This window comes from Actinomycetospora sp., assembly GCF_036497245.1.
GTDB lineage: Bacteria > Actinomycetota > Actinomycetes > Mycobacteriales > Pseudonocardiaceae > Actinomycetospora.
Window position 1 is genome coordinate 1 of record NZ_DASXJS010000172.1, and the last position, 21144, is coordinate 21144.

General features: G+C 75.9%; 20 protein-coding genes and 1 pseudogene. 8 read left to right on the forward strand and 13 right to left on the reverse strand.

From position 1 onward, the window contains the following. A pseudogene (locus VGI02_RS18530) lies at positions 1–265 on the forward strand (SAF domain-containing protein); the annotation flags it as partial. A gap of 123 nt (positions 266–388) precedes the next feature. Here the strand turns inward: VGI02_RS18530 and VGI02_RS18535 are convergent. The 5 genes from VGI02_RS18535 to VGI02_RS18555 all read right to left on the reverse strand — a co-directional run bounded on the left by VGI02_RS18535 (position 389) and on the right by VGI02_RS18555 (position 6197). After that, complete coding sequence (locus VGI02_RS18535) at positions 389–1849, reverse strand: ABC transporter ATP-binding protein (protein WP_331629523.1); 1461 nt, start codon at positions 1847–1849, stop codon at positions 389–391. Positions 1850–1869: 20 nt separating this feature from the next. Beyond that, a complete protein-coding gene (locus VGI02_RS18540; protein ID WP_331629525.1) occupies positions 1870–2673 on the reverse strand; it encodes an ABC transporter permease subunit in 804 nt (267 codons plus the stop codon). Continuing rightward, positions 2670–3653: an ABC transporter permease gene (locus tag VGI02_RS18545; protein WP_331629527.1), complete on the reverse strand. Its 984-nt coding sequence runs from the start codon at positions 3651–3653 to the stop codon at positions 2670–2672. Before VGI02_RS18545 ends, VGI02_RS18540 begins: the two co-directional genes overlap by 4 nt. A gap of 7 nt (positions 3654–3660) precedes the next feature. Beyond that, entirely contained in the window at positions 3661–5163 is a 1503-nt protein-coding gene (locus VGI02_RS18550; RefSeq protein WP_331629530.1) for an ABC transporter substrate-binding protein, read from the reverse strand. A 515-nt stretch (positions 5164–5678) separates the two neighbouring features. After that, positions 5679–6197: a MogA/MoaB family molybdenum cofactor biosynthesis protein gene (locus VGI02_RS18555; RefSeq protein ID WP_331629560.1), complete on the reverse strand. Its 519-nt coding sequence runs from the start codon at positions 6195–6197 to the stop codon at positions 5679–5681. Positions 6198–6290: 93 nt separating this feature from the next. Between VGI02_RS18555 and VGI02_RS18560 the strand changes: the two genes are divergently transcribed. Next, entirely contained in the window at positions 6291–7358 is a 1068-nt protein-coding gene (locus VGI02_RS18560) for an NAD-dependent epimerase/dehydratase family protein (protein WP_331629532.1), read from the forward strand. Between the two features lie 9 nt (positions 7359–7367). On the opposite strand, the gene VGI02_RS18565 is transcribed toward VGI02_RS18560, so the two are convergent. Continuing rightward, entirely contained in the window at positions 7368–8846 is a 1479-nt protein-coding gene (locus tag VGI02_RS18565; RefSeq protein ID WP_331629534.1) for a hypothetical protein, read from the reverse strand. 169 nt (positions 8847–9015) lie between these two features. Here VGI02_RS18565 and VGI02_RS18570 point away from each other — a divergent pair, with 169 nt between their 5' ends. From VGI02_RS18570 to VGI02_RS18580, 3 genes are read left to right on the forward strand one after another with little or no spacing between them, the layout of a single operon-like run. After that, complete coding sequence (locus tag VGI02_RS18570; protein ID WP_331629562.1) at positions 9016–9711, forward strand: glycosyltransferase family 2 protein; 696 nt, start codon at positions 9016–9018, stop codon at positions 9709–9711. After that, on the forward strand, positions 9708–10484 hold the full coding sequence (locus VGI02_RS18575; RefSeq protein ID WP_331629536.1) for a TIGR04282 family arsenosugar biosynthesis glycosyltransferase: 777 nt from the start codon (positions 9708–9710) through the stop codon (positions 10482–10484). The genes VGI02_RS18570 and VGI02_RS18575 overlap by 4 nt, the downstream gene beginning before the upstream one ends. Continuing rightward, positions 10481–11296 (forward strand): class I SAM-dependent methyltransferase, encoded by an 816-nt coding sequence (locus VGI02_RS18580; protein ID WP_331629538.1) that lies wholly within the window; start codon positions 10481–10483, stop codon positions 11294–11296. Before VGI02_RS18575 ends, VGI02_RS18580 begins: the two co-directional genes overlap by 4 nt. A 70-nt stretch (positions 11297–11366) precedes the next feature. On the opposite strand, the gene VGI02_RS18585 is transcribed toward VGI02_RS18580, so the two are convergent. Next, positions 11367–12989: a trypsin-like peptidase domain-containing protein gene (locus VGI02_RS18585; RefSeq protein ID WP_331629540.1), complete on the reverse strand. Its 1623-nt coding sequence runs from the start codon at positions 12987–12989 to the stop codon at positions 11367–11369. A gap of 161 nt (positions 12990–13150) precedes the next feature. Between VGI02_RS18585 and VGI02_RS18590 the strand changes: the two genes are divergently transcribed. Then, complete coding sequence (locus VGI02_RS18590; protein ID WP_331629542.1) at positions 13151–14638, forward strand: HAMP domain-containing sensor histidine kinase; 1488 nt, start codon at positions 13151–13153, stop codon at positions 14636–14638. Between the two features lie 51 nt (positions 14639–14689). Here the strand turns inward: VGI02_RS18590 and VGI02_RS18595 are convergent, their stop codons facing one another. Beyond that, positions 14690–14890 (reverse strand): hypothetical protein, encoded by a 201-nt coding sequence (locus VGI02_RS18595; protein WP_331629544.1) that lies wholly within the window; start codon positions 14888–14890, stop codon positions 14690–14692. Positions 14891–15279: 389 nt separating this feature from the next. Between VGI02_RS18595 and VGI02_RS18600 the strand changes: the two genes are divergently transcribed. Continuing rightward, positions 15280–16185, forward strand: coding sequence for a heparin lyase I family protein (locus VGI02_RS18600; protein ID WP_331629546.1), 906 nt, complete (start codon positions 15280–15282; stop codon positions 16183–16185). 103 nt (positions 16186–16288) lie between these two features. Here VGI02_RS18600 and VGI02_RS18605 read toward each other — a convergent pair whose 3' ends face one another. From VGI02_RS18605 to VGI02_RS18625, 5 genes are all read right to left on the reverse strand, one after another. Beyond that, positions 16289–17614: a sensor histidine kinase gene (locus VGI02_RS18605; RefSeq protein ID WP_331629548.1), complete on the reverse strand. Its 1326-nt coding sequence runs from the start codon at positions 17612–17614 to the stop codon at positions 16289–16291. A 28-nt stretch (positions 17615–17642) separates the two neighbouring features. Next, positions 17643–18329: a response regulator transcription factor gene (locus VGI02_RS18610; protein ID WP_331629550.1), complete on the reverse strand. Its 687-nt coding sequence runs from the start codon at positions 18327–18329 to the stop codon at positions 17643–17645. Positions 18330–18342: 13 nt separating this feature from the next. Next, positions 18343–19029, reverse strand: a complete 687-nt coding sequence (locus VGI02_RS18615; RefSeq protein ID WP_331629552.1) for a response regulator transcription factor — start codon at positions 19027–19029, stop codon at positions 18343–18345. A 119-nt stretch (positions 19030–19148) separates the two neighbouring features. After that, positions 19149–19715, reverse strand: a complete 567-nt coding sequence (locus tag VGI02_RS18620) for a hypothetical protein (RefSeq protein WP_331629554.1) — start codon at positions 19713–19715, stop codon at positions 19149–19151. A 61-nt stretch (positions 19716–19776) separates the two neighbouring features. Next, a complete protein-coding gene (locus VGI02_RS18625) occupies positions 19777–20736 on the reverse strand; it encodes a helix-turn-helix transcriptional regulator (RefSeq protein WP_331629556.1) in 960 nt (319 codons plus the stop codon). Between the two features lie 64 nt (positions 20737–20800). On the opposite strand from VGI02_RS18625, the gene VGI02_RS18630 reads away from it, so the two are divergent. Further along, the coding region (locus tag VGI02_RS18630; protein ID WP_331629558.1) for a hypothetical protein at positions 20801–21144 on the forward strand (344 nt) is incomplete at its 3' end.

Sequence of the window (21144 nt, forward strand, 5' to 3'; positions counted from 1 at the left end):
CGCGGCGGGGGTCCCGCTGCGCCTCGCCGACCCGGCGGTGGCGGCGCTGGTGCGCCCCGGCGCGCTGGTGGACGTCGTCGGGGGCGCCGGGATCGGCGGCGGGGACGGGGTGGTGCTCGCGACGGGAGCGCGGGTGCTGACGGTGCTCCCCGGCGAGGAGCGCACGGCGTCGGCGCCCCTCGTCCTGGTCGCGCTGCCGGGACCCGAAGCGGCGCGGGTGGCCGCCGCGACGGTCGGGCAGGAGGTGACCCTGACGCTCCGATGAGTCTTGTCGCATGTGCATGGTTGTTGCTGAAGCCTGCAACAGTGTCGATCATCGTCGCCGCCCGGGCGCGGAGGTCGTCGCCGCCTGGTGGGACGCCGCCGCCCGGCAGCTCGATCCGCACCCTCACCTCCGACCGGCGACGACCCGCGGGGCGGTCCGGGCGAGCACTTCGGCGGTCGGACCGCGGTCGACGACCCGGCCCGCGTCGAGCACGACGGTCGTGCCCGCGACCTCCCCGACGAGCTCCAGGTCGTGGCTGACCAGCACCAGCGTCGCGCCGTGCTCGCGCCGGACGCCGTCGAGCACCGCGACCAGCTCGTCCCGGTGGTCGGCGTCGAGGGCAGAGGTCGCCTCGTCCGCGACGATGACGGCGGGCCGCGCCAGCAGGGCGCGGGCTATCGCCGCCCGCTGGAGCTGACCACCCGAGAGCGCCCGGGGTCGGCGGCCGGCCGTGGCCTCGTCGACCGCGAGCGTCCCCAGGACCTCGACGGCCTCCGCCGTCGCCGCGCCGGCGTCCCGACCGCGGAGGCGCGTCGCCGGGCGGGCCACCTGCTCGAGCACGGCGCGGTGCGGCGCGAACGTCGAACGCGGGTCCTGGTGGATGTACTGCACGGCGCGGCGCCCGTGGCGGTCGCGGTCGAGGGCGTCGGGACGCAGCACCGTCCCGCGGACCTCGACGACCCCGGACCGTGCGACGGCGAGGCCCGCCAGGGCCCGCGCGAGCGTCGTCTTACCGGCGCCCGAGGGCCCGATCACCGCCACCGCCGCCCCGGCGTCCGCGTCCAGGTCGACCCCGTCGAGGATCGCGCGGCCGTCCCCGGTCACGACCGTGAGGCCCCGCGCCCGCAGCCGGGGGTGCGTCGTGGCGGGCGCGGGGTCGGCCATCGGCGGCCTCCCGGGAACGTCGAGGACCTCGGCCGCGGGGCCCTGCGCCTCGACACGGCCACCGCGGACCGCCAGCGCCTCGTGGGCCAGCGCACGGGCCAGGTCGTGGTCGTGGGTGAGCAGCACGAGCGCCACCCCGGACGCGGCGAGCCCGGCGAGGCTCTCGAGGAGTGCCCGCGTGGTGTCCGGGTCCAGCCCGGTGGTCGGCTCGTCGAGGACGACGACGTCGGGTCCGGTGACCAGGGCCAGGGCGAGCGCCATCCGTTGCTGCTGGCCGCCGGAGAGCTGGTGCGGGAAGCGACGGGAGAGCTCGTGGGCAGGTAGCTGCGCGGCTCGCAACGCCGCGCGGACCGCCGACGACCGGGCCACGCGATCGGCCCCGTGGACGACGGCGGCCATCTCGTCGAGCACCGCGCCGACGCGGCGCAGGGGGTCGAGCACCGCGCCGGGGTGCTGGGGCAGGTAGCCCACGCGCCCGGCCGGTGCGGCGCGGCCGGCGCCCACGAGCTCCGTGCCGCCGACCCGGACGCTCCCCGTGAGTGCCACCCCGGGAACCGTCGCGCCCAACAGGGCCAGACCGAGCGTGCTCTTGCCCGACCCGGACGGCCCGACGACGGCGAGCACCCCGCCGGCGTGCAGGTCGACCTCGACCCCGGCGAGGAGCTCGACGGCGCCCGCCCGCGCGTGCAGGGAGCGCACGGACAGCACCGGCCCGGGCGTCACAGGTGGTCCCGGCGGTCGAGCAGCCGGTCGGTCAGCAGGTTCGTGCCCGCGCACAGGGCGACCACGAGCACAGCGGGCACGACCAGCGTCACGGGTGCGAGGAAGAGCGAGCCGCCGTTCTGCTGGATCACCACGCCCCAGTCCGCCGAGGTCGGTTCCAGGCCGGCCCCGAGGAAGTTCGCGCTGGTCAGGACGGTGACCACGAGCACCACCCTGGTCCCGGCGTCCACCACCAACGCTCCGAGGGCGGCCCGGGCGGGCTCGAGCAGGTGGGAGCGCCACCACGGTTCGCCCGCCTGGATCTGGGCCTCCTGGACCGCGCGCCGGCCCGGGGCGCGCGCGGCGCTGCGGACCAGCCGCACCAGCGCGGGCAGCTGGACGAACGCGGCGCCGAGGATCAGCCACGCCGCGCCGCGGCGCCCGGTGGCCGCGAGGACCAGCAGGACGAGCAGCGGCGGGAGCACGAGAGCCACGTCGACGAGGCGCAGCCCGGCGGTGTCCAGCCGGCGGCGCCGGGTCGCGGCGAGCAGCAGGCCCAGCGGCGTGCCCACCGCGTAGGCGAGGGCCAGCGCGCCGACGGTGAGGCCGACGACCGACAGGCCGCCGGTCAGCGCGAGCCCCAGGACGTCCCGCCCGTAGACGTCGGTGCCGAGCACGGTGCCCTCGCTCCCGGGCGGCAGCAGCGGCGTCGTGCCCGGTGGCGTCCGCGGCGCGACGAGGGGACCGACGAGCGCGGCCAGCAGCGGGATTCCCGCCAGCAGGGCCCCGACGACGAGGGCCGCGTCCGGGCGCCGGGTCACGCGAGCGCCTCGCGGTGGGGCGCGAGCCGGTCGGACACCAGGTCCGCGGCCAGGTTGACCAGCACCGTCGTCGTCGCGAACAGCAGGGCGTATCCCTGCACGAGCGGGAGGTCCCGGCCCTCGACGGCGTCCACGAATCCCGCGCCGACACCGGGGAGCGCGAACAGCGCCTCCACGACGACCACGCCGCCCAGCAGCCCGTCGACGACCCGGGCGAGCTGCTGCACCGTCGGGGGGACGGCGCCCGGCAGGACGTGGCGCCACAGCAGGGTGCGCTCGGCCATCCCGAGGCGGCGCAGGTGCACCACGTACTCGGCGCGGTCGGTCTCGACGACCCCGACCCGGATCTGGCGTGCGAGCCGGCCGACCTGGTTCAGGGCCAGCACGACGACCGGCAGCACGAGCACCGCCGGTCCGGTGAAGCTGCCACCGCCCGCCGTCGCCGGGAGCCACCCGAGGCCGACCGCGAAGACGGCGACCAGCACGAGCCCCGAGGCGAACTCGGGGATCGCCTGGCCCGCGGTGGCGAGCGCGGTGATCACCCGGTCGGTCACCGACCCCGGCCGCCTGCCCGCCGTGACGCCCGCGGCGAGCGCGACGGGGACGAGGACGGCGAGCGCCGACCCGGCCACGGTGGCGGTGCTCGCCAGTCGGCCCGCGAGCTCGTCGGCCACCGGCACCCCGGTGACCAGCGAGCGCCCGGGGTCTCCGGTGAGCACGCCACCCGCCCAGTCGGCGAAGCGCAGGACCACCGGCCGGTCGAGGCCGAGCTGGGCGCGCAGGGCCGCCACCTGCTCGGGGGTGGACTGCTGGCCGAGGACGACCTCCGCGGTGTCGCCGGGCAGCACGGTGGTCAGCGCGAACACGATCACCGACACCGCGGCGAGCTGCCCGGCCGCGACGGCGACGCGTCCGGTCAGTCGTCGCGGCAGGCTGCGCGGCCGGTCGACGGGCCGGGGCGACGGCGCGGTGGTCGTCACGGGACGGTCAGCCCAGGCGGGCCCGGTCGAACCGTGCCCACTGGTCGGTGTTCGGCCGGGCGAGGAGCACCCCGCCCAGCTCGGCGGCGATCCCGACGTGGTTGTCGGCGGCGGCCCAGACGAGCATCCCCGACGAGGCCCGGATGAGCTCCTGGGCCCGCGCGTAGCTCGCGATCCGGGCGGGCTCGTCCGACGTCGCGACGGCCGCGGCGGAGAGCGCGTCGATCTGCGGGTCCCGGTAGCCCGTGAAGTTGCGGGCGGTGGCGCTGCTGACCATCCGCCGGCCGATGTAGTCGGGCAGTGGGAGCGATCCGACGCTGCTCACCGAGGACACCCCCTGGGACCGGATCGTGGCGTAGTAGCTGTCGGGCGGCACGGTGCGAGGGACCACCTGCAGGCCGATCTCCCCCAGCTGCTGGGCGATCACCCCCGCCGCCGCCTGGTAGATCGGGTCGCTCGTGCTGGTCTGCAGCTCGATCCGCGACCCGGTCGCCCCGGCCTGCCCGACGAGGGCGCCTGCCCGCTCGACGTCCCGGGTCACCTGCGGGACGGACGTGTCGTAGTACTGCGCGCCCTGCCCGAAGAGATCGTTCCCGACCTGCCCCTTCCCGAGCAGCGCGACCCGCACCAGAGCCTCCCGGTCGAGTCCGAGCGTGACGGCCTCGCGTAGGCGGGGGTCGGAGAAGGGCGGGCGGTCGACCCGCAGGTAGAGGAACTGCGACGCCGAGCCCGGCGCGGAGAGCACCCTCGTCCGGGAGTCGGTCCCGAGCGACACCGCGCTGGAGGCCCGCAGGTCGAACGCGTAGGCGACCTGCCCGGAGAGCAGGGCCCCGACCCGGGCCTGCTCCTCGTCGACCGGGACGAACTCGAGCTCGCGGCTCGGCGGGGCGCCGCCCCAGTAGGCCGGGTTCGCCGCGTAGAGCGCGGGCCCGCCCGGAGTGAACGACACCCATCGGAAGGGCCCGGTCCCGATCGGGCGGGCGAACGACGTCGTGCCCTGCGGGACGATCTCGGTCCCCGGCGCCGCCCAGGAGAGCGGGAAGAGGAAGTTCGGCGCGGTCAGGACCACCTCGACGTCGCGGGGGCCGAGCGCCCGGCTCGCGGTCAGGTCCACCGTCGTGAAGAGCTTCGCGGCGGTCGCCCCCGTCGCGGGGTCGGCGATGCGGCAGAACGTGGCGAGCACGTCGTCGGGGGTGAGCGGCCTTCCGTCGTGGAAGCGGGTCTCCCGCAGGCGGATGCGCCAGCGCATGCCGGTCGGGTCGACCTCCCACGACTCGGCGAGCCGCGGGACCGCGCCCATCTCCTCCGACCAACCGGTCAGCGTGTCGAAGCACGCCTTCGCCCGGGCCTGGTCGACGTAGTTCAGCACCACGTGCGGGTCGAGGTTCTCCCGCGAGCCGCCCCCGGCGAACGCGACCCGCAGCCGGTCCTCCGAGGCCGCCGACCCGCACCCGGAGAGCAACGGCACCGCCCCGAGCGCCAGCCCTCCCCCGAGCGCACCCGCCAGCACGGCCCGTCGAGTCGGTCGACCCTCCGACATCACACCTCCCAGTGCGATACCTCAACAAGTAATGAGATGAGAGTATCGCGACGCTCCGCGTCCAGAGCGTGGCGCCGGGTGACGCTGGGCGTCGCCCCTGTGTCAGCGATGCGGCATCGCTGACACCGCGCTTGATCAGCAGCACAGCACGCAGGCCGACCGCGCTCCGAGCCTGCGCTGTGTGCCCCTCGTCGAAGCGGGCGCCCGGGCGTGACAGCAATGGCCCGTTGCTGTCATCTGACGAGCGGAAGGCGCCGCTCAGCCGTGATGCGGCGGGCGCTGGTCGTCGTACCAGCGACGGTCCCGCCCGGTGTCCCCGCGCGCCCGGTCGGCGTCGTCGCGCTCGTCGGCGCTCGCGCCGGAGTCCTCGCCGAAGAGCGCCTCGCGCGTGCGACGGCGGGCGGCTGCCGCATGCGCCTCGGCGTCAAGAACCTCGGCGTCAGGAACCTCGGCGTCAGGGACGTCGTCGGGGTCCCCGACCGGGGTCAGTTCTCCTCCAGCCCCGAGAGCTCGGCGATGACGTGCGAGATCAGCGGGGTGAGGGTGGCCATGCCGTCGCGCACCGCCGCGCGGGAGGCCGCGAGGTTCACGACCAGCGTCGATCCCGACACGCCGACCAGGCCCCGGGAGAGGCCGGCGTCGACGGCGCCCGCGGCCAGCCCGGACGCGCGGATCGCCTCGGCGATGCCCGGGATGGGGCGATCGAGCACGCCTGCCGTGGCGTCCGCGGTCACCGCTCGCGGAGCGACCCCGGTGCCGCCGACGGTGACGACGAGGTCGACGCCGCCGATCACAGCCGTGTTCAGGGCGTTGCGGATGGCCACCGACTCGCCGGGCACGACGATGGTCCCGTCGACGACGAGCCCCGCCTCCCCGAGCAGTTCGGTGACCAGGGGACCGGTGGCGTCGGGGACCTCGCCGGTGGACGCCCGGTCGTCGACGATCACGACCAGGGCCCGGCCCAGCAGATCGTCGTCGCCGCCCCCGAGGGAGTCGTCCTGCATCGCCGCCGTCGACCGCGGGTGTTCCATGCCCGAGACCCTAGCGAGCCGACCGCGGACCCCGCCGCCGGATTGCCCGACGCTACCGTGGCCGGCGTGCGCGTCCTCCTCACCGGCGGTGCCGGGTTCATCGGTTCGGCCATCGCCGACCAGCTCGCCGACCGCGGCCACACGCCCGTACTGCTGGACGCGCTGCTCCCGCAGGCGCACGCGGAGGGCAAGGCACCGGAGTGGACCGACCGCTTCGAACTGGTCCACGGCGACGTCCGGGACGCCGGTCTGCTCGACCGCCTGCTCCCCGAGGTGGACGCGATCTGCCACCAGGCCGCGATGGTCGGGCACGGCGTCGACCCGAACGACGCCCCCGCCTACGCGGAGAACAACGACGTCGCCACCGCGGTTCTGCTCGCCGCGATGTACCGGTCGCACCACACGAAGCTGGTCATGGCGAGCTCGATGGTCGTCTACGGCGAGGGCCGCTACTCGTGCCCGGAGCACGGCGTCCAGCCGCCGCCGGCGCGGACGCAGGGCGACGTCGACGCCGGGCGCTACGACCTGCCGTGCCCGGTCTGCGGCCGGGACCTGCAGGGCGAGCTCGTGCCCGAGGGCGCGGCCCTCGAGCCGCGCTCGACCTACGCCGCGACCAAGCTCGCCCAGGAGCACCTCGCCGTCGCGTGGGCCCGCGCGACCGGCGGCCGGGTGTTCGCGATGCGCTACCACAACGTGTACGGCCCGCGGATGCCGCAGAACACGCCGTACGCGGGCGTGGCGTCGATCTTCCGGTCGGCGCTGGAGCGCGGCGAGGCCCCGCGGGTGATGGAGGACGGGCGCCAGCGGCGCGACTTCGTGCACGTCAGCGACGTCGCGGGCATCAACGTGGCCGCGCTCGAGGCGGCCCGGGACATCACCTCCGAGGGGACCTGCACGCCGCTGAACGTCTGCTCCGGCGAGGTCCGGACGATCTCGGACCTCGCCACCCAGCTGGCGAGCGCGATGGACGGCCCGGCGCCGCAGGTCGTCGGCGGGGCACGCCCGGGCGACGTCCGGCACGTCACCGCCGACCCGGCCCGCGCGGCCGAGGTCCTGGGCTTCCGGGCCGCCACCCCGTTCGCCGACGGCATCACCCGGTTCGCCACCGACCCGCTGCGCGCCGCCGTCTCCTGACGGCGGGGATCACCAGGTGGTGAGCAGCAGGCTGTTCACGGTGATCGCCAGCGCGGCCTGCGCGAGCAGCCACCAGCGCGCCGAGCGGGGCGGGAGCATCGCGCACGCGAGCACGGCCCACGTCGCGAACGGGAGCCAGATCCGCTCCACCTCGGACTTCGACAGCCCGGACACGTCCGCGGCGGCGACCGCCAGCAGGACCGCCCCGACCAGCAGCACCACGGCCAGGGGGGCCCGCCGCGGCCACCACACGAGGCGCCGCACGCCCGCGACCGCCGCGGGCCCGATCGCGAGGGCGAACGCCGCGAGGTTCGCCCACACCCAGTACGTGTACGGACGCAACAGCCCGTACTCGCCGACCTGGTAGTAGCGCAGCTTGACCTGCTCGTATCCGTCGAGCCACCAGTACCCGCCGTACGCGAACAGCCCGACGACGGCGGCCGCCCCGACCGCGCCCGCCAGGAGCGGGGACCAGCGCCGTACCAGGACCGCGACCGCGATCGGGACCAGGCCGCCCGCGACGAGGCCGTAGGACAGGAAGAGCGCGCCGCCGAGGACGACCCCGCCGAGCAGGCACAGCGTCGCGCCGAGCACCCCGCGGCGCACCGCCCCGAGCGCGAGGAACGCGACGCCCCAGGCGAACACCGCGGCGAACATCCCGTCGGCCGACACCCCGACCCACACCGCGCCCGGGACGAGCACGCCGAACGGCAGGTAACGACGCGCCAGGTCCCGACCCGCCGTCACGGTCTCCGGCGCGAGCAGTTCCACCCGTCCGCCGACCCTGGCCCCCGCGGCGCCGAAGCGTTGCCCGCCGAGCGCCCCGACCGCCACCGCCACCGCGACCGGCGCCGACGCGCCCAGCAGCAGCGTCGCCAGACCCGCCGGCTCCCCGCCCGGGCCGAACAGGTCGCCGACCCACACGTAGAACAACGTCGCCAGCGGCGGGTGGCCCGACGAGTGGGTGACGAGGGTGTCGGGAGTCATCCCGACGATGCGGTCGGTGAACGTCGTCAGGAACGGCCCGAGCCCGGGGAAGCGCCGCACCTCGACGAGGTACTCGGTCGGCGTCGTGAGCCGGTCGACGACGCCGACCTGGTAGCCGTCGATCAGCGCCAGCCCGAGCGTCCACGCCGCGGACGCGACGTAGGCCAGGCCCAGCAGCGGCCCCCAGCGCAGGCGTGCGGCGACCCCGGGCCCGGCGAGCGCGACGAGCAGGGCGACGACGACCGCGGTGATCCCGCCCGGGGCGAAGTGCGGCAGCCAGTCGGCGAGCAGCGGCGGCCACCCGGCGAGGATCGTCACCCCCCGGTGGATCTCGGCCCAGCCGTCGACGCAGGCCCAGGCGACGAGCGCGGCAGCGAGCAGCACCGCGACGAGATCACCCGGCAGCCGGGGCCCCCGACGGCGGCCGTCACCGGAACCACCCGGCGTGACGGCGCCGCCGTCGTCGTCGTGGGGGCGCGTGGCCCCGAGCACGGTCGTCACGGCCACGGAGAGTACGAACCGGACGTGGCGACCCGGTGAGCCGGGCCCACCCGGACGTGGAATGTCCTCCGGACGGCGGTTCCCGGCCGGGCACGGACGATCCGGGGCTCCGCCCCCGCGTGCGGGCCTTCACGGGCGACCTCATAGCGTGATCGCGGTGAACGGCCGTGTGGATGTCGTGCTCCCGTGTCTCAACGAGGTCGAAGCGCTGCCCACGGTGCTGGACGCGCTCCCCGACGGGTTCGACGCGGTCGTCGCCGACAACGGCTCCACCGACGGCACCCCCGAGCTCGCGGCGGGTCGCGGCGCCCTCGTGGTGCACGAGACCCGCAAGGGGTACGGCGCCGCCGTGCACGCGGGGCTCGAGGCCACCCGGACCGAGGTGGTCGCGGTCATCGACGCCGACGGCTCGCTCGACCCGGCGGAGCTCCCGGCGATGGTCACCCTGCTGCACGACACCGGTGTCGACCTCGTCGTCGGGCGGCGGGTGCCGGTCGCGCGCGGGACCTGGCCGTGGCACGCCCGGCTGGGCAACCTCGTGCTCTCGGGGCTCATGCGGGTGCGGGGCGTGGGGGTCCGCGACATCGCGCCGGTGCGGGTGGCCCGCAGGCAGGCCCTGCTCGATCTCGGGATCACCGACCGGGCCTTCGGCTACCCGCTCGAACTGCTCATCCGTGCCGGCTCCGCCGGCTGGCGGATCCGTGAGATCGACGTGGCCTACCGGCCGCGGGCAGGGGGGCGATCGAAGGTGTCCGGCTCGGTGCGCGGCACGGTCCGCGCCGTACGAGACATGACCCGGGCGCTCGCCCGAACACCGCACACCGCACCGCCCGCCGACCCGGCCGGGGGACGGCCGAACCGATGAGCACCCCCGATACGAACGCGACGATCATGCAAGCCGACCAGGCAGGATCCCGGGGGTCCGGCGCCGACGCGAGCGCCGGACGCGTCGGCCGTGTGGTGATCGTGCTCGCCAAGGCGCCGGTCCCGGGACGGGCCAAGACCCGGTTGAGTCCCCCGGCGACGCCCGAGGGTGCCGCCGGGCTGGCCGCCGCCGCGCTCCTCGACACGCTCGACGCCGCCGCCGCGACCCCGGGTGCTCGGGTCGTCGTCGCCCTGGAGGGCTCTCCCGCGCACGGTGTGCGCGGCGACGAGATCACCGCCGCGCTGGCCGGGCACACCGTCGTGCCCCAGCGCGGGGACTCCCTCGGGGAGCGCATCGCCGCCGCCCACGCCGATGTCGCCCGGACCTACCCGGACGCGGTCACCGTGCAGATCGGCATGGACACCCCCCAGCTCGACGCGGGCCTGCTCGATGACGCATTGCGCACCGTCGAATCGGGGACGGCCGCGGCGCTGGGCCTCGCGCTCGACGGCGGCTGGTGGGCCGTCGCGCTGGCCGACCCAGGGCACGCCGGGCTCATCACCGACGTGCCGACCTCCACCGACGAGACCGGCAGGCGCACGCTCGCGGCGCTGCGGGCCGGGCTCGGCCACGACGCGGTGACGGAGCTGCCGCCGCTGTCGGACGTGGACACCGCCGACGACGCCGTCCGCGTGTCCGAGCTGGTCCCCCATGGTCGTTTCGCCCGCGCGGTCGGCGACCTCCTGCCCGTTCCCGGAGGTGTCAGCCCGTGACGTCCCTGTCGCCGATGACCCATCCGTTCGCCGTGGTCGACGCGGCCCGCGAGCAACCGGTCCCGGCGACGGCCGTCGCGCCCGACGCCCTCGAGTACCCCGCGGACGACCCACGTTCGCGCAACGGCTGCCGGGCCGTCGCTGCCGGGGACGCCACCGTCTTCGACGCGGCACTCGCCGGACGCAGCCACCGCCTGGTGCGCGCCGACGGGGTCGTGCTCCCGCTGGCCGTGCAGCGCTGGCAGGACGACGCCGACGGCGACGACGGGTGGCTGCTGGAGCGATGTCTCGGCGCGACCCTCGACCTCGGGTGCGGGCCGGGACGGCTCGTCGTCGCCCTCGCCGACCGCGGGGTGCCCGCCCTCGGCGTCGACGTCTCCGTGCAGGCGGTCGAGCGGTGCCTGCAGCGGGGGGCCGCGGTGCTGCACCGCGACGCCTTCGAGCGCCTGCCCGGCGAGGGTCGCTGGGAGCACGTGGTGCTCGCCGACGGCAACATCGGCATCGGCGGGGACCCGGTGGCGCTGCTCCGGCGCTGCCGCGACCTGCTCGCCGAGACCGGCACGGTGCTGCTCGAGGTGGAGCCCGGCGCCGAGTTCTGGCAGGGCGCCGCGCACCTGGTCAGCGACGAGGGGCCCCGGGAGGAGGCGCCCGAGGCGACCTGCCCCACCGGCACCTGGTTCCCGTGGGCCGTGATCGGGCCGGAGGCCGTCGACGAGGTCGCGGCGGCGGCCGGGCTGTGGGTCACCGAGCGCTCGGCCCCCGAGGAGATGGACGCGACCGGGCGGTCGTTCGCGGTGCTCAGGAGGTCGTAGGTGCGCTTCGCGCTTGTGAGCACTTTCCGGTGCTATAGCACCGGAAAGTGCTCACGAGCGCGAAGCGCACCTACCGTCCCCCGATCACCCGGCTCCCCAGGGTCACCGGGACCGGTCGGGGCGCCGCGCCGGTGCTCGTCACGGTCAGCGTCACCACCTGATTCGGCGCGCTGGACTGGATCGCCGCGACGAGCGCGTTCGCGTCCTCGATCACCCGGTTGTCGACCTTCGTGACGAGGTCGCCCGCGGCGATCCCGGCGGTCGCGGCGGGTGAGCCCGGCGTCACGTTCGCGACGGTGGCGCCGCGCGGCCCGCCGTTGGCGAGCTGTACCCCGATGATCGCCTGGGTCGCCCGGCCGGTCTGCACGAGCTCGGTGGCGATCCGCCGGGCCTGGTTGACCGGGATCGCGAACCCGAGGCCGATCGAGCCGCCCTCCTGCCCCGACCCGCCCCCCGAGGGCACGCTCGCGATCGCGGTGTTGACGCCGATCACGTGGCCGGCCGAGTCGGCGAGCGGGCCACCGGAGTTGCCGGGGTTGATCGCGGCGTCGGTCTGGATGGCGTCGATGGTGCTGTCCGCCCCGGAGCTGGATCCGCCCGCCGCGACCGGACGCTGCACCGCCGACACGATGCCGGTGGTCACCGTCCCCTGCAGCCCCAGAGGCGACCCGACCGCGAGGACGGCCTGGCCCTGGCGCAGCCGGTCGGAGTCGCCGAGGACGGCGGGCTGCAGGCCGCTCATCCCGCTCGCCCGCACCACCGCGATGTCGGCGGCGGGGGCCGCGCCGACCAGCGTCACCGGGGCGACGCGCCCGTCGGAGAAGACCGCCTGGAGGCCGCTCCCGCGTCCGGCGGCGAGCACGTGGTTGTTGGTCATGATCAGGCCGTCCGGAGAGATCACGACGCCCGAGCCCTCACCGGCCGCGCCCAGGATCTGCACGGTGCTCGGCAGCACCGTCGCCGCGATCGCCTCGACCGAACCGGCGGGCGGCGGAGGCAACGGGTCGCCCGCCGAATCGGAGGTCGCGAGCGAGGTCCCGGAGGTGGAGCCGCCCGAGGCGAGCGACCCCGCGATCGCGCCGCCGATCAGCCCGGCGACGAGGGCGACGAGCGCGACCAGGATCAGTCCGGTCCGGCCGACCGCACCCGCCCCGTCGCGGCCACCGCTCCGGACCCGGTCGAGGAAGCCCGGCCGGGTGTCGTCGGGATCGGGGGCGGACCCGGTGTGGGGGTCCGGGGCGGGCGCGCCGCCCCAGCCGGCACCGGGATCGGCGGCGAACCCGCCGGGCGGGGTCGCCGTCATGCCCCGCGACGACGGACCCGATGACGGGCCCGACGACGAGCCCGACGACGACGAGCCCCCGGCCGCCGGGGTGCGGCCCCACCCGTAGTCGGCTCCGTCGCCGGGCGGGTACTGCCCCGCCGGGGCCTCCGTCGTCGGTGAGCTCGCGGGCACGTGCCCGCCGAACGGCGCCCCGGCCCACGACCGCGGGGCCTCCTCGTCGGAGGCGTCACCCCAGCGCACCCCGGGGCCGCCCGGGCGCGCGTAGCCGGTGCCGAGGCCGGGTCGCTGCTCGGTGGCCGGGTCCTGGCCCGCCGGAGCCCCCGAGCCCCGCCCCGTCGCGCCCGGCTCGTCCGGTTCCGTGCCCTCGGACGGGCCGCCCCGGGGCGGGCGCGGGTCGCTCTCGCTCATACACCCAGCCTCCCCCATCTCCGCCGACCTGCGCCCGCCGGGAACGCCGCCGCCGGAGCGAGCACCCCCGTCCGGCCCACTCCCGGGGAGTCCGCGCCCGGTCGGCGCCCCGGTCGGGGAGCCGACCCGCACGCGACGCGGCATCCGGGAGGATCACGGTGATGAGTGCGACGACGGCGCCCGGGGACGGGAGCGGCGAGGACCCCGCACCGGTCGAGGACGACCGGCGCGATCGACCCGCCGCGCCGTCGGGCTGGCACGTCCTGCTCGAGATCCCGCTGCGGCGCCGGGTCGCGATCCTGGTGTCGGTCGGCGCGGGCCTGCTGGTGGCGCTGATCTCGGTCGCGGTGTTCTTCACCGCGTACCGCGCGCTCTACGACCAGCTCGACGAGAGCCTCGTCGAGCGCGCCACCGCCGCGTCGTCCAGCGACCTCGCCGACCCGACGCTGCTGCTCAAGGTCGTCTCCTCCGACGCCCTGGCCGCCGGCGACTTCCGGGTGGCGCTCGTCGGCCCCACCGGCCGCTACATCTCCATCCGGGGCAACGAGCCGCCGATCGGTCCGCCCGAGGCCGAGGTGGCGGCCGGGAAGCCGCAGCCCCCGCGGACCGGTTTCGTCGACGGCGCCGCGTACCGGGTGGTGGCGGTGCAGTCGGGGAACGGGCGCGCGCTCGTGCTCGCCCAGGAGCTCGACCCCACCCGGCGGACCCTCTCGCGGCTGGCGATCGTGCTCGTCGTCGTGGGCGGCATCGGCGTGGCGCTCGCCGCGGTGGTGGGCGTCGCCATCGCCCGGGCCGGGCTGCGCCCCGTGGAGCGGCTGATCTCGACGACGGAGCGGGTCGCGCGCACCGGCGACCTGCAGCCGATGGCGGTCACCGGCGGGGACGAGATCGCCCGGCTCACGCGCAGCTTCAACGCGATGCTGGCCGCGCTGGCGTCGTCGATCGAACGGCAGCGCCGCCTCGTCGCCGACGCCGGGCACGAGCTGCGCACCCCGCTGACCTCGCTGCGGACCAACCTGGAGCTGCTGGTCGCCGCCGAGGAGGGGGCCGCGTCGGGGCGCCCGGACGCGCCACGGCTCTCCGACGAGGACCGCGCGGAACTGACCGCCGACCTGCGGGCCCAGATCGACGAGCTCGCCCAGCTGGTGGGCGACGTCGTCGAGCTCGCCCGCGACGACCCTCCGGAGATCGCCGCCGAGCACCTCGACCTGTCCGAGGTGGTCGAGCGGGCGCTGGACCGGGCGCGACCGCGGGCCCCCGCCGTCCGGTTCGCCGCCGAGCTCGCCACGTGCGAGGTGGTCGGCGACGCCAGCGCACTGGAGCGGGCGGTGCTGAACCTGCTCGACAACGCCGCGAAGTGGAGCCCGCCGGGCGGAGAGGTGCGGGTGGTGCTTCGCGCGGGCGTGGCCCCGGAGCGGCCGGGCACCGCGGTCCTCGAGGTCGCCGACGCCGGGCCCGGGATCGCGCCCGAGGAGCGTGAGCTGGTGTTCGACCGCTTCTTCCGCTCCGCCGACGCCCGCACCATGCCCGGCTCCGGGCTGGGCCTCTCGATCGTCGCGCAGACCGCCGTCCGTCACCACGGCGGCGTCTCCGCGCAGGAGGCGCCGTCGGGCGGCGCGCTGCTGCGGTTCTGGATCCCCCGCGCGTAGGTGGCCTCCGGCCTCGTGAGCACTTTCCGGGGCTATGACACCGGAAAGTGCTCACCAGCCGGAGGCACCTAGCCGGGCGCGCGCCGGCTGCGGACGACCCCGGACGGCGCTCACCGCCACCGCGGTCACGCCCTGCGCGAGGAGGTCGGCGGAGTCCACGACGACGCTCACGGCCCACCCCGTCGCCCGGCGCACGTCCTCCACCCCCGACAGTGCGGCCCAGCGCCCCGCGGTCCTGCTCCGGTCCGCCATCGAACACTCCTTCCACTCGGCCCGACCGGACGCGGCCCGCCACAGACCGTCGTCCCGGTCCGCGGTATCACACCCGCTCGCCACATCCCATCGTCGCCCTCGGTAAGAACGACTTCCATCAGAGGTCTGTGTGAGTGGAACCGGTCGAGGGTTCGCGCGATCGGCGGTGACGAAACGACGAGGGACCCACGATCGGCGACTCTCCGTGTCCGGACCGTCCGACAACACCACTGTCCGGGGTATGACAGGGGTCACTCGTGCGCGACTCGTCGTGACCGGAACGCGATCGAACGCGCCGACGGCGCATCCCGGGCGGAGGACCCGTCGTTGATCCGGATGAGGGCACGTCGCCACGCACGGAGGTACACCACGATGACCTGGAGCGTCGGGTGAGCACTGCCCTCCGCGACCGTCCGCCGGCCCACCGCGGTGGCCCGCCGCCCGGAGGCCCGGACCCGTCGCGCCTGCGCCTCGTCCTCGGCGCCGTGCTCGCGGGCGCGGTGCTCGTGCTGCCGGTGGTCCTGCTCCACGGGCAGGGCTCCGACGAACCCGACGCGCCGCCGATCGCGACCTCGGACGCCCCCGCGCCGCAGGCCAGGGCCGCCATGGTCGACCCCCTCGTCGCCGGGCGGGCCCTCGCGGCCCGGCCCGCGACCGGACGCGGCGTCCTGGATTCGACCCTCGGCGACGTCGCGAGCCACTTCGACAACAGCGGCGGTTCGGGGCTCGTCTCCGGAGCGGCGCAGCCCCGCTTCGTCGGCGGCAAGGCGATCTCGTTCGCCGTGCCCGGTGGCGGTGAGCGCTCCGAGGTGCTGCCGCTGCTGCCCGAGTACCACGAGGGCGACGACCTCTGGGTGCACGACGTCAGCACGCTGCACGACCTGCCGACCGGCACCGACACCTGGCAGCTGATCCTGCAGTGGCACCAGCGCGGCGGGACCGGCTCGCCCCCGATCGCGCTCGAGGCGGGGAGCGGCCGGCTGCGCCTCGCGAACGTCGGCGGCGACCAGCAGGACGTGGGCGCGCTCGGCCCGGACGACACCGTCGACGTGGTCCTGCACGTCCACTTCTCCCGCGACCCGGACAAGTCCGTGGTCGACGTGTGGCGCAACGGCGTCGCGAAGGTGAAGAACTACCACCCGCCGCGCGGCACGATGATCGACGCAGGCGACTACCTCAAGGTCGGTCTCTACCGCGATCCCGCGATCACCCAGGACTCGTCGATGACCACGTCCCGCCTGGTCGTCGGCCCGACCGCCGCCTCGATCAACGCCACGGGGATCGCCCCGCGCTGACGTCCGGGGATACGCACGCGTCAGCGATGCGGCCCTATCGGCGTGCTCAGTTGCCTTGCTGACACACCGACGTCAGCAGCTCCACATCCTCGACGACGCCCGGTCACGCCAGCGGCAGCGTCAGGACGAACACCGCACCCGGGCTCCCGTCGTCCGGGGCCGTGCACACCAGGTCGCCACCATGTGCCCGCGCCGCCTCCCGCGCGATCGCGAGCCCCAGCCCGGCGCCCCCACCACGGGCACCGCCCGCGCCCCCGGACCGCGCCTCGTCCAGCCGCACCATCCGGTCGAAGACCCGCTCGCGCTCGCCCTCGGGAACCCCAGGTCCCTCGTCGCGGACCGCGACCCGGGCGACGCCGCCGTCGACCCCCACCGTCACCGTCACCCGGCCGTTCCCATGTCGCCGGGCGTTGGTGAGCAGGTTGGTCAGTGCCTGCCCGACCAGCTCCGCGTCGACCGCCACCTGTACCGGACCGGCCGCGGCGAGCACCGCGGGATCGTCGGGGCGGCGCACCGCGTCCCGGTCGGTCTCGACGCGGACGAGCTCGACCAGGTCGACCTCCTCGCGCTCGGGACGCAGGCCCGCGTCATAGCGCGCGAGGGTGAGCAGGTCGTCGACGATGCGCCCCGCGCGGCGGGCGTCGCGCACCAGCAGGGTCGCGAGCCGTTCCCGCGCCTCGGGGTCGAGCTCGGGCGCGGTGCCCGCCTCCGCGGTCGCGGCGATCCCGGCGAGCGGGGTGCGCAGCTCGTGGGCGGCATCGGCGACGAAGCGGCGGGTGCTCGCCTCCGAGGTCCGCGCCTGCGCCTCGGCACCCTCCAGCGCGTCGAGCATCTCGTCGAAGGCGGCCGCCGCGCGCCCGAGCTCGGTGTCGCGGCGGGCCGGGGTCAGCCGCTCCCCCCGTCGTCCGCCGGCGATGGAGCGGGCCAGCGAGGTCAGCGCGTCGAGCGGCGCCAGCGCCAGCCGCGTCGTCACCAGCAGCGCGGCGGCCGCGACGACGACCGCGATCCCGCCGACCAGCAGCAGCACCCGAAGCAGCCGTCGCTCGGCCGCGCCCTCCAGCGAGGGGTCCGCGGTCAGCGTCACGATGGACCCGGACGCGAGCCTGCGGGTCACCGTGCGGCGCGCCGAGGGCGAGGTGTCCGTGGCTCGATTCGCCGCCAGCACCGTCCCGTCCGCGCCGCGCACCACCACCGCGACCCCGCCGCCGAGCTCCACGCGGCGCACGATCTGCTCCGGCGCGAGCCCCTGGTCCCCGAGCTGCACGGCCTGCAGCGCACGCCCGTTCAACGTCGTCAGCGCCTCGGAGCGGGTCTGCACCGCGAAGATCAGGTCGGACACGACGACGACCACCAGGACGACGACGGCGACCACCACCACCGACGTCACGGTCACCCGCCGGCGCAGCGACGCGCCACCCCACCGGTTCACGACGCCGACCGGTACCGCGCGGTCGCGGTCATGACGGCGGCGCCTCCGCCGTGGCCTCCGCGCGCGCCACGTAGCCCTGCCCGCGCACGGTGTGGATGACCCGCGGGTCGCCGAGCTTGCGCCGCAGCGCGCTGACGTGGACCTCCACGACGTTGAGGTCGTACTCGTCCCAGCCCCACACCGCGCCGAGCAGCTGGGACTTGGACCGCACCCGGCCCCGGTTCGCAACGAGGTCGTGCAGCAGGCGCAGCTCGGTCGCGGTCACCGGGACCTCCCGCCCGGCGCGGGTGACCCGCCCGGCGTCGGGGTCGACGACGACGTCGGCGACCTCCACCGCGTCCCCGACCCCGCCGCTGCGGCGCAACAGCGCCTCGACGCGCGCGATCAGCTCGGCGAGCGCGAACGGCTTCACGAGGTAGTCGTCGGCGCCGGCGCGCAGCCCACGGACCCGGTCGGCGACGCCGCTGCGCGCGGTCAGCAGGATGACCCCGGCACTCGTCGCCCGGACCGCCGGCAGCAGCGCGTACCCGTCGCGGCCGGGGAGCATGACGTCGAGGACGACGACGTCGGGCGTGAACGTCGCGAGGTCGTCCTCCAGGCGGGCGCCGTCGGCGCGGGCCAGCACCTCGTGACCGACGCCGGTCAGCGCCGTCGTCACCGACGCCAGGATGGGTTCGGAGTCCTCGACGACGAGGACCCGCGCGGGGCGTTCCACGGCTGGTCCGCGGTCAGGCGTCGGCACGCAGGACGTAGCCGACCCCGCGCACCGTGTGGATCAGCCGCGACTCGCCCTCGGCCTCGGTTTTGCGCCGCAGGTAGCCGACGTAGACCTCGAGCGCGTTGCCGGTGGTCGGGAAGTCGTAGCCCCAGACCTCCTCGAGGATCCGGCTCCGGGTGAGCACCCGGCGCGGGTTCGCGATGAGCAGTTCGAGCAGCGCGAACTCGGTGCGGGTCAGCGTGATCGGCCGGTCGGCGCGGGTGACCTCGCGGGTCACGGGATCCAAGGAGAGGTCGGCGAACTTGAGCGGCTCGGGGTACTCGTCGCGGTCCTCGGGCGAGGTCCGGCGCAGCAGCGCCCGCAGCCGCGCGAGGAGCTCCTCCAACGCGAACGGCTTCGCGAGGTAGTCGTCGGCGCCCGCGTCCAGCCCCGCGACCCGGTCGGAGACGGCCTCCCGGGCGGTGAGCACCAGCACCGGCAGGTCGTCGCCCGAGCTGCGCAGCCGCCGGCACACCTCGAGGCCGTCGAGGCGCGGCATCATCACGTCGAGCACGAGCGCGTCGGGGCGCTCCGCCGTGATCGCGTCGAGGGCCTGCTGGCCGTCGGTGGCGAGGTCGACCTGGTACCCGTTGAACGCCAGGGACCGGCGCAGGGAGTCGCGCACGGCCCGGTCGTCGTCGACGACGAGGATCCGCATGGGCACAGTCTGGACGTGTGGGCTGAGACGGTGCTGAGACGGCGTCGGTGGCCTGCGGCCTCGTGAGCACTCAATGGGGCTATAGCGACATTGAGCGCTCACGAGCGGGGAACGCACCGTCAGAATTCCACCCGCATCAGCCCCACGACCTCGGCCCGCCAGTCGGCGTACGCCTTGCCGATCCCCTCGTCGCCGCCCGAGGGCGACGGCGCCTCGCCGCCCCCGCCGCTGAGCCGCGCGACGATCTGGTCGGCGGTCCACGTGTGGTCCACGGTGCGGACCGTGAGCCGCTCGGGGGCCCGCTCGGCGCGCAGGGCGTGGGCGAGCACGCGCATGAGGGCGACGCGGGCCTCGCGGTCGTCGGGGGCGTCGACGTCGATGTTGGTCTGACCGCCGACGAGCATCACCGTCGCCTCCGGCGCGAGGGAGGGCAGCACCGTGGCCGCTGCCCGGAAGCGCGAGAGCAGGCCCTGGGTGAGGAACTGCTCGACCTTCGAGACGAGGCTGCCCTCGGGCGGGGTCATCGCCACCGGGAGCTGCACGTACGCGTCGAAGATCGTCCCGGTGACGGCCTCGCCGAGCCGGTCGGCACTGTCCACGACGACGACGTCGGCTCCCGTCGCCTTCACCGCCGAGACCACCTCGTCGAGCCGCTCGCCGCCACCGGTCACCAGCACCGTCGTCATGGTCGGCAACCCTAGTTCTCCGAGCCCCGGCCTCCCAAGACGCGAACGGCCGAAGATCGGTTCAGCCGTAGAGAGCGACGACGTCGGCCGCGCGCTCCGCCATGAGCGCGCGGACCTCGGGCGGCCCCACGACCTCGATCGCCGCCCCGAACCCCAGCAGGATCCCCACGGCCGCGCCGGCGGCACGGAAGGGCAGGCGGATGACGTCGGGCTCGTCGTCCGGTTCCGGAGGGCCCACCAACTGCGCGGTCACCACGCGCTCGATCATCGCCCGCCGCGCGGCGTCGACGCGCACCCGCACCGTCACGGCCTCCGGGGCCTGCTCCAGCCGGTCGCGCAGCTCGATCCACACCTGCTCGAGGCCCCGTTCGTCGGGGCGGCGCGCCGGCGTCCCGGTGGCGGCCACCTCCTCGACCCGGCTCACCCGGAACATCCGCGGCGTTCCGCGCGCGGCGCCGATCAGGTACCAGGTGCCTGCCTTGCTGACCAGGCCGTACGGGTCGACGGTGCGCCACGCGGCCCCGCCGTCGCCCGACGCGGGCCGGTAGGAGATCCGGACCCGCTCGTCGGCCGCGACGGCGCGCTCGAGCGCCGCGAGGGCGACGTCGTCCCCGGCCGGCTGCCCGGTGCGGTGCCACCCCTGCGCCTCGACGACGACGGTGCGCCGCGCCCGGGAGATGCCGGGGCGCCGGGCCTCGGGCACCGCCGCCAGCAGCTTGCGCACGGCCGAGGCCACCGCCCGCCCCAGCGAGCCGCCCTGCTCGCCGTCGGTGAGCGCGAGCAGCGCCCGCATCTCGCCGTCGGTGAGCCCGCTGACGTCGGTCCGGAACCCGGGCATGAGCACGACGCCGCCGTTGCGGCCGCGCTCCACGTAGACCGGGACGCCCGCGGAGGACAGCGCCTCGACGTCGCGCGCGACGGTCCGGGTGGACACCTCGAGGCGCTTGGCGAGCTCCGGTGCGGGCAGCCGGCCGTGGGTCTGCAGCAGCAGGAGGGTGGCCAGCAGGCGGTCGGAGCGCACAAGTCCGAGATTCTCGCAGAATCACGACAGCACGTGTCGTGATTCCGGGCGCATCGTGCTCGTCATGACCACCACGACCCCGGTCAGCGATGCGGCATCGCTGACGCTGGACGTCAGCAACTCCACATCCTCGACGACACCGATGGCGCCGCCGACGGCGATGACCATGACGCCGACGCCGACCCACCACGTCCTCGTCCCCGAGGGCCCCTTCTCCCTCGACCTCGCCCGCACCGCGGTGATGCGCTGGGCCCCCGTCGCCCGCTTCGCCCGCGACGCGGCCCGCCCGTTCGTCCTCGCCGCGATCGCCGACGACGACCTGCGCCCCGTCGCGTTCGCCCTGCGCCAGGACGCCCTCGACGGGCCCGTCACCCTCGAGATCGCCGGCACCGGCGACCCCGACGCGGC

Excerpts from the sequence above, each read along its gene's own strand:
- VGI02_RS18615 (WP_331629552.1), bottom strand. The coding sequence starts at position 19,029 with ATGCGGATCCTCGTCGTCGACGACGACCGGGCCGTGCGCGACTCCCTG.
- VGI02_RS18590 (WP_331629542.1), top strand. The coding sequence starts at position 13,151 with ATGAGTGCGACGACGGCGCCCGGGGACGGGAGCGGCGAGGACCCCGCA.
- VGI02_RS18575 (WP_331629536.1), top strand. The coding sequence starts at position 9,708 with ATGAGCACCCCCGATACGAACGCGACGATCATGCAAGCCGACCAGGCA.
- VGI02_RS18555 (WP_331629560.1), bottom strand. The coding sequence starts at position 6,197 with ATGCAGGACGACTCCCTCGGGGGCGGCGACGACGATCTGCTGGGCCGG.
- VGI02_RS18585 (WP_331629540.1), bottom strand. The coding sequence starts at position 12,989 with ATGAGCGAGAGCGACCCGCGCCCGCCCCGGGGCGGCCCGTCCGAGGGC.
- VGI02_RS18595 (WP_331629544.1), bottom strand. The coding sequence starts at position 14,890 with ATGGCGGACCGGAGCAGGACCGCGGGGCGCTGGGCCGCACTGTCGGGG.
- VGI02_RS18620 (WP_331629554.1), bottom strand. The coding sequence starts at position 19,715 with ATGACGACGGTGCTGGTGACCGGTGGCGGCGAGCGGCTCGACGAGGTG.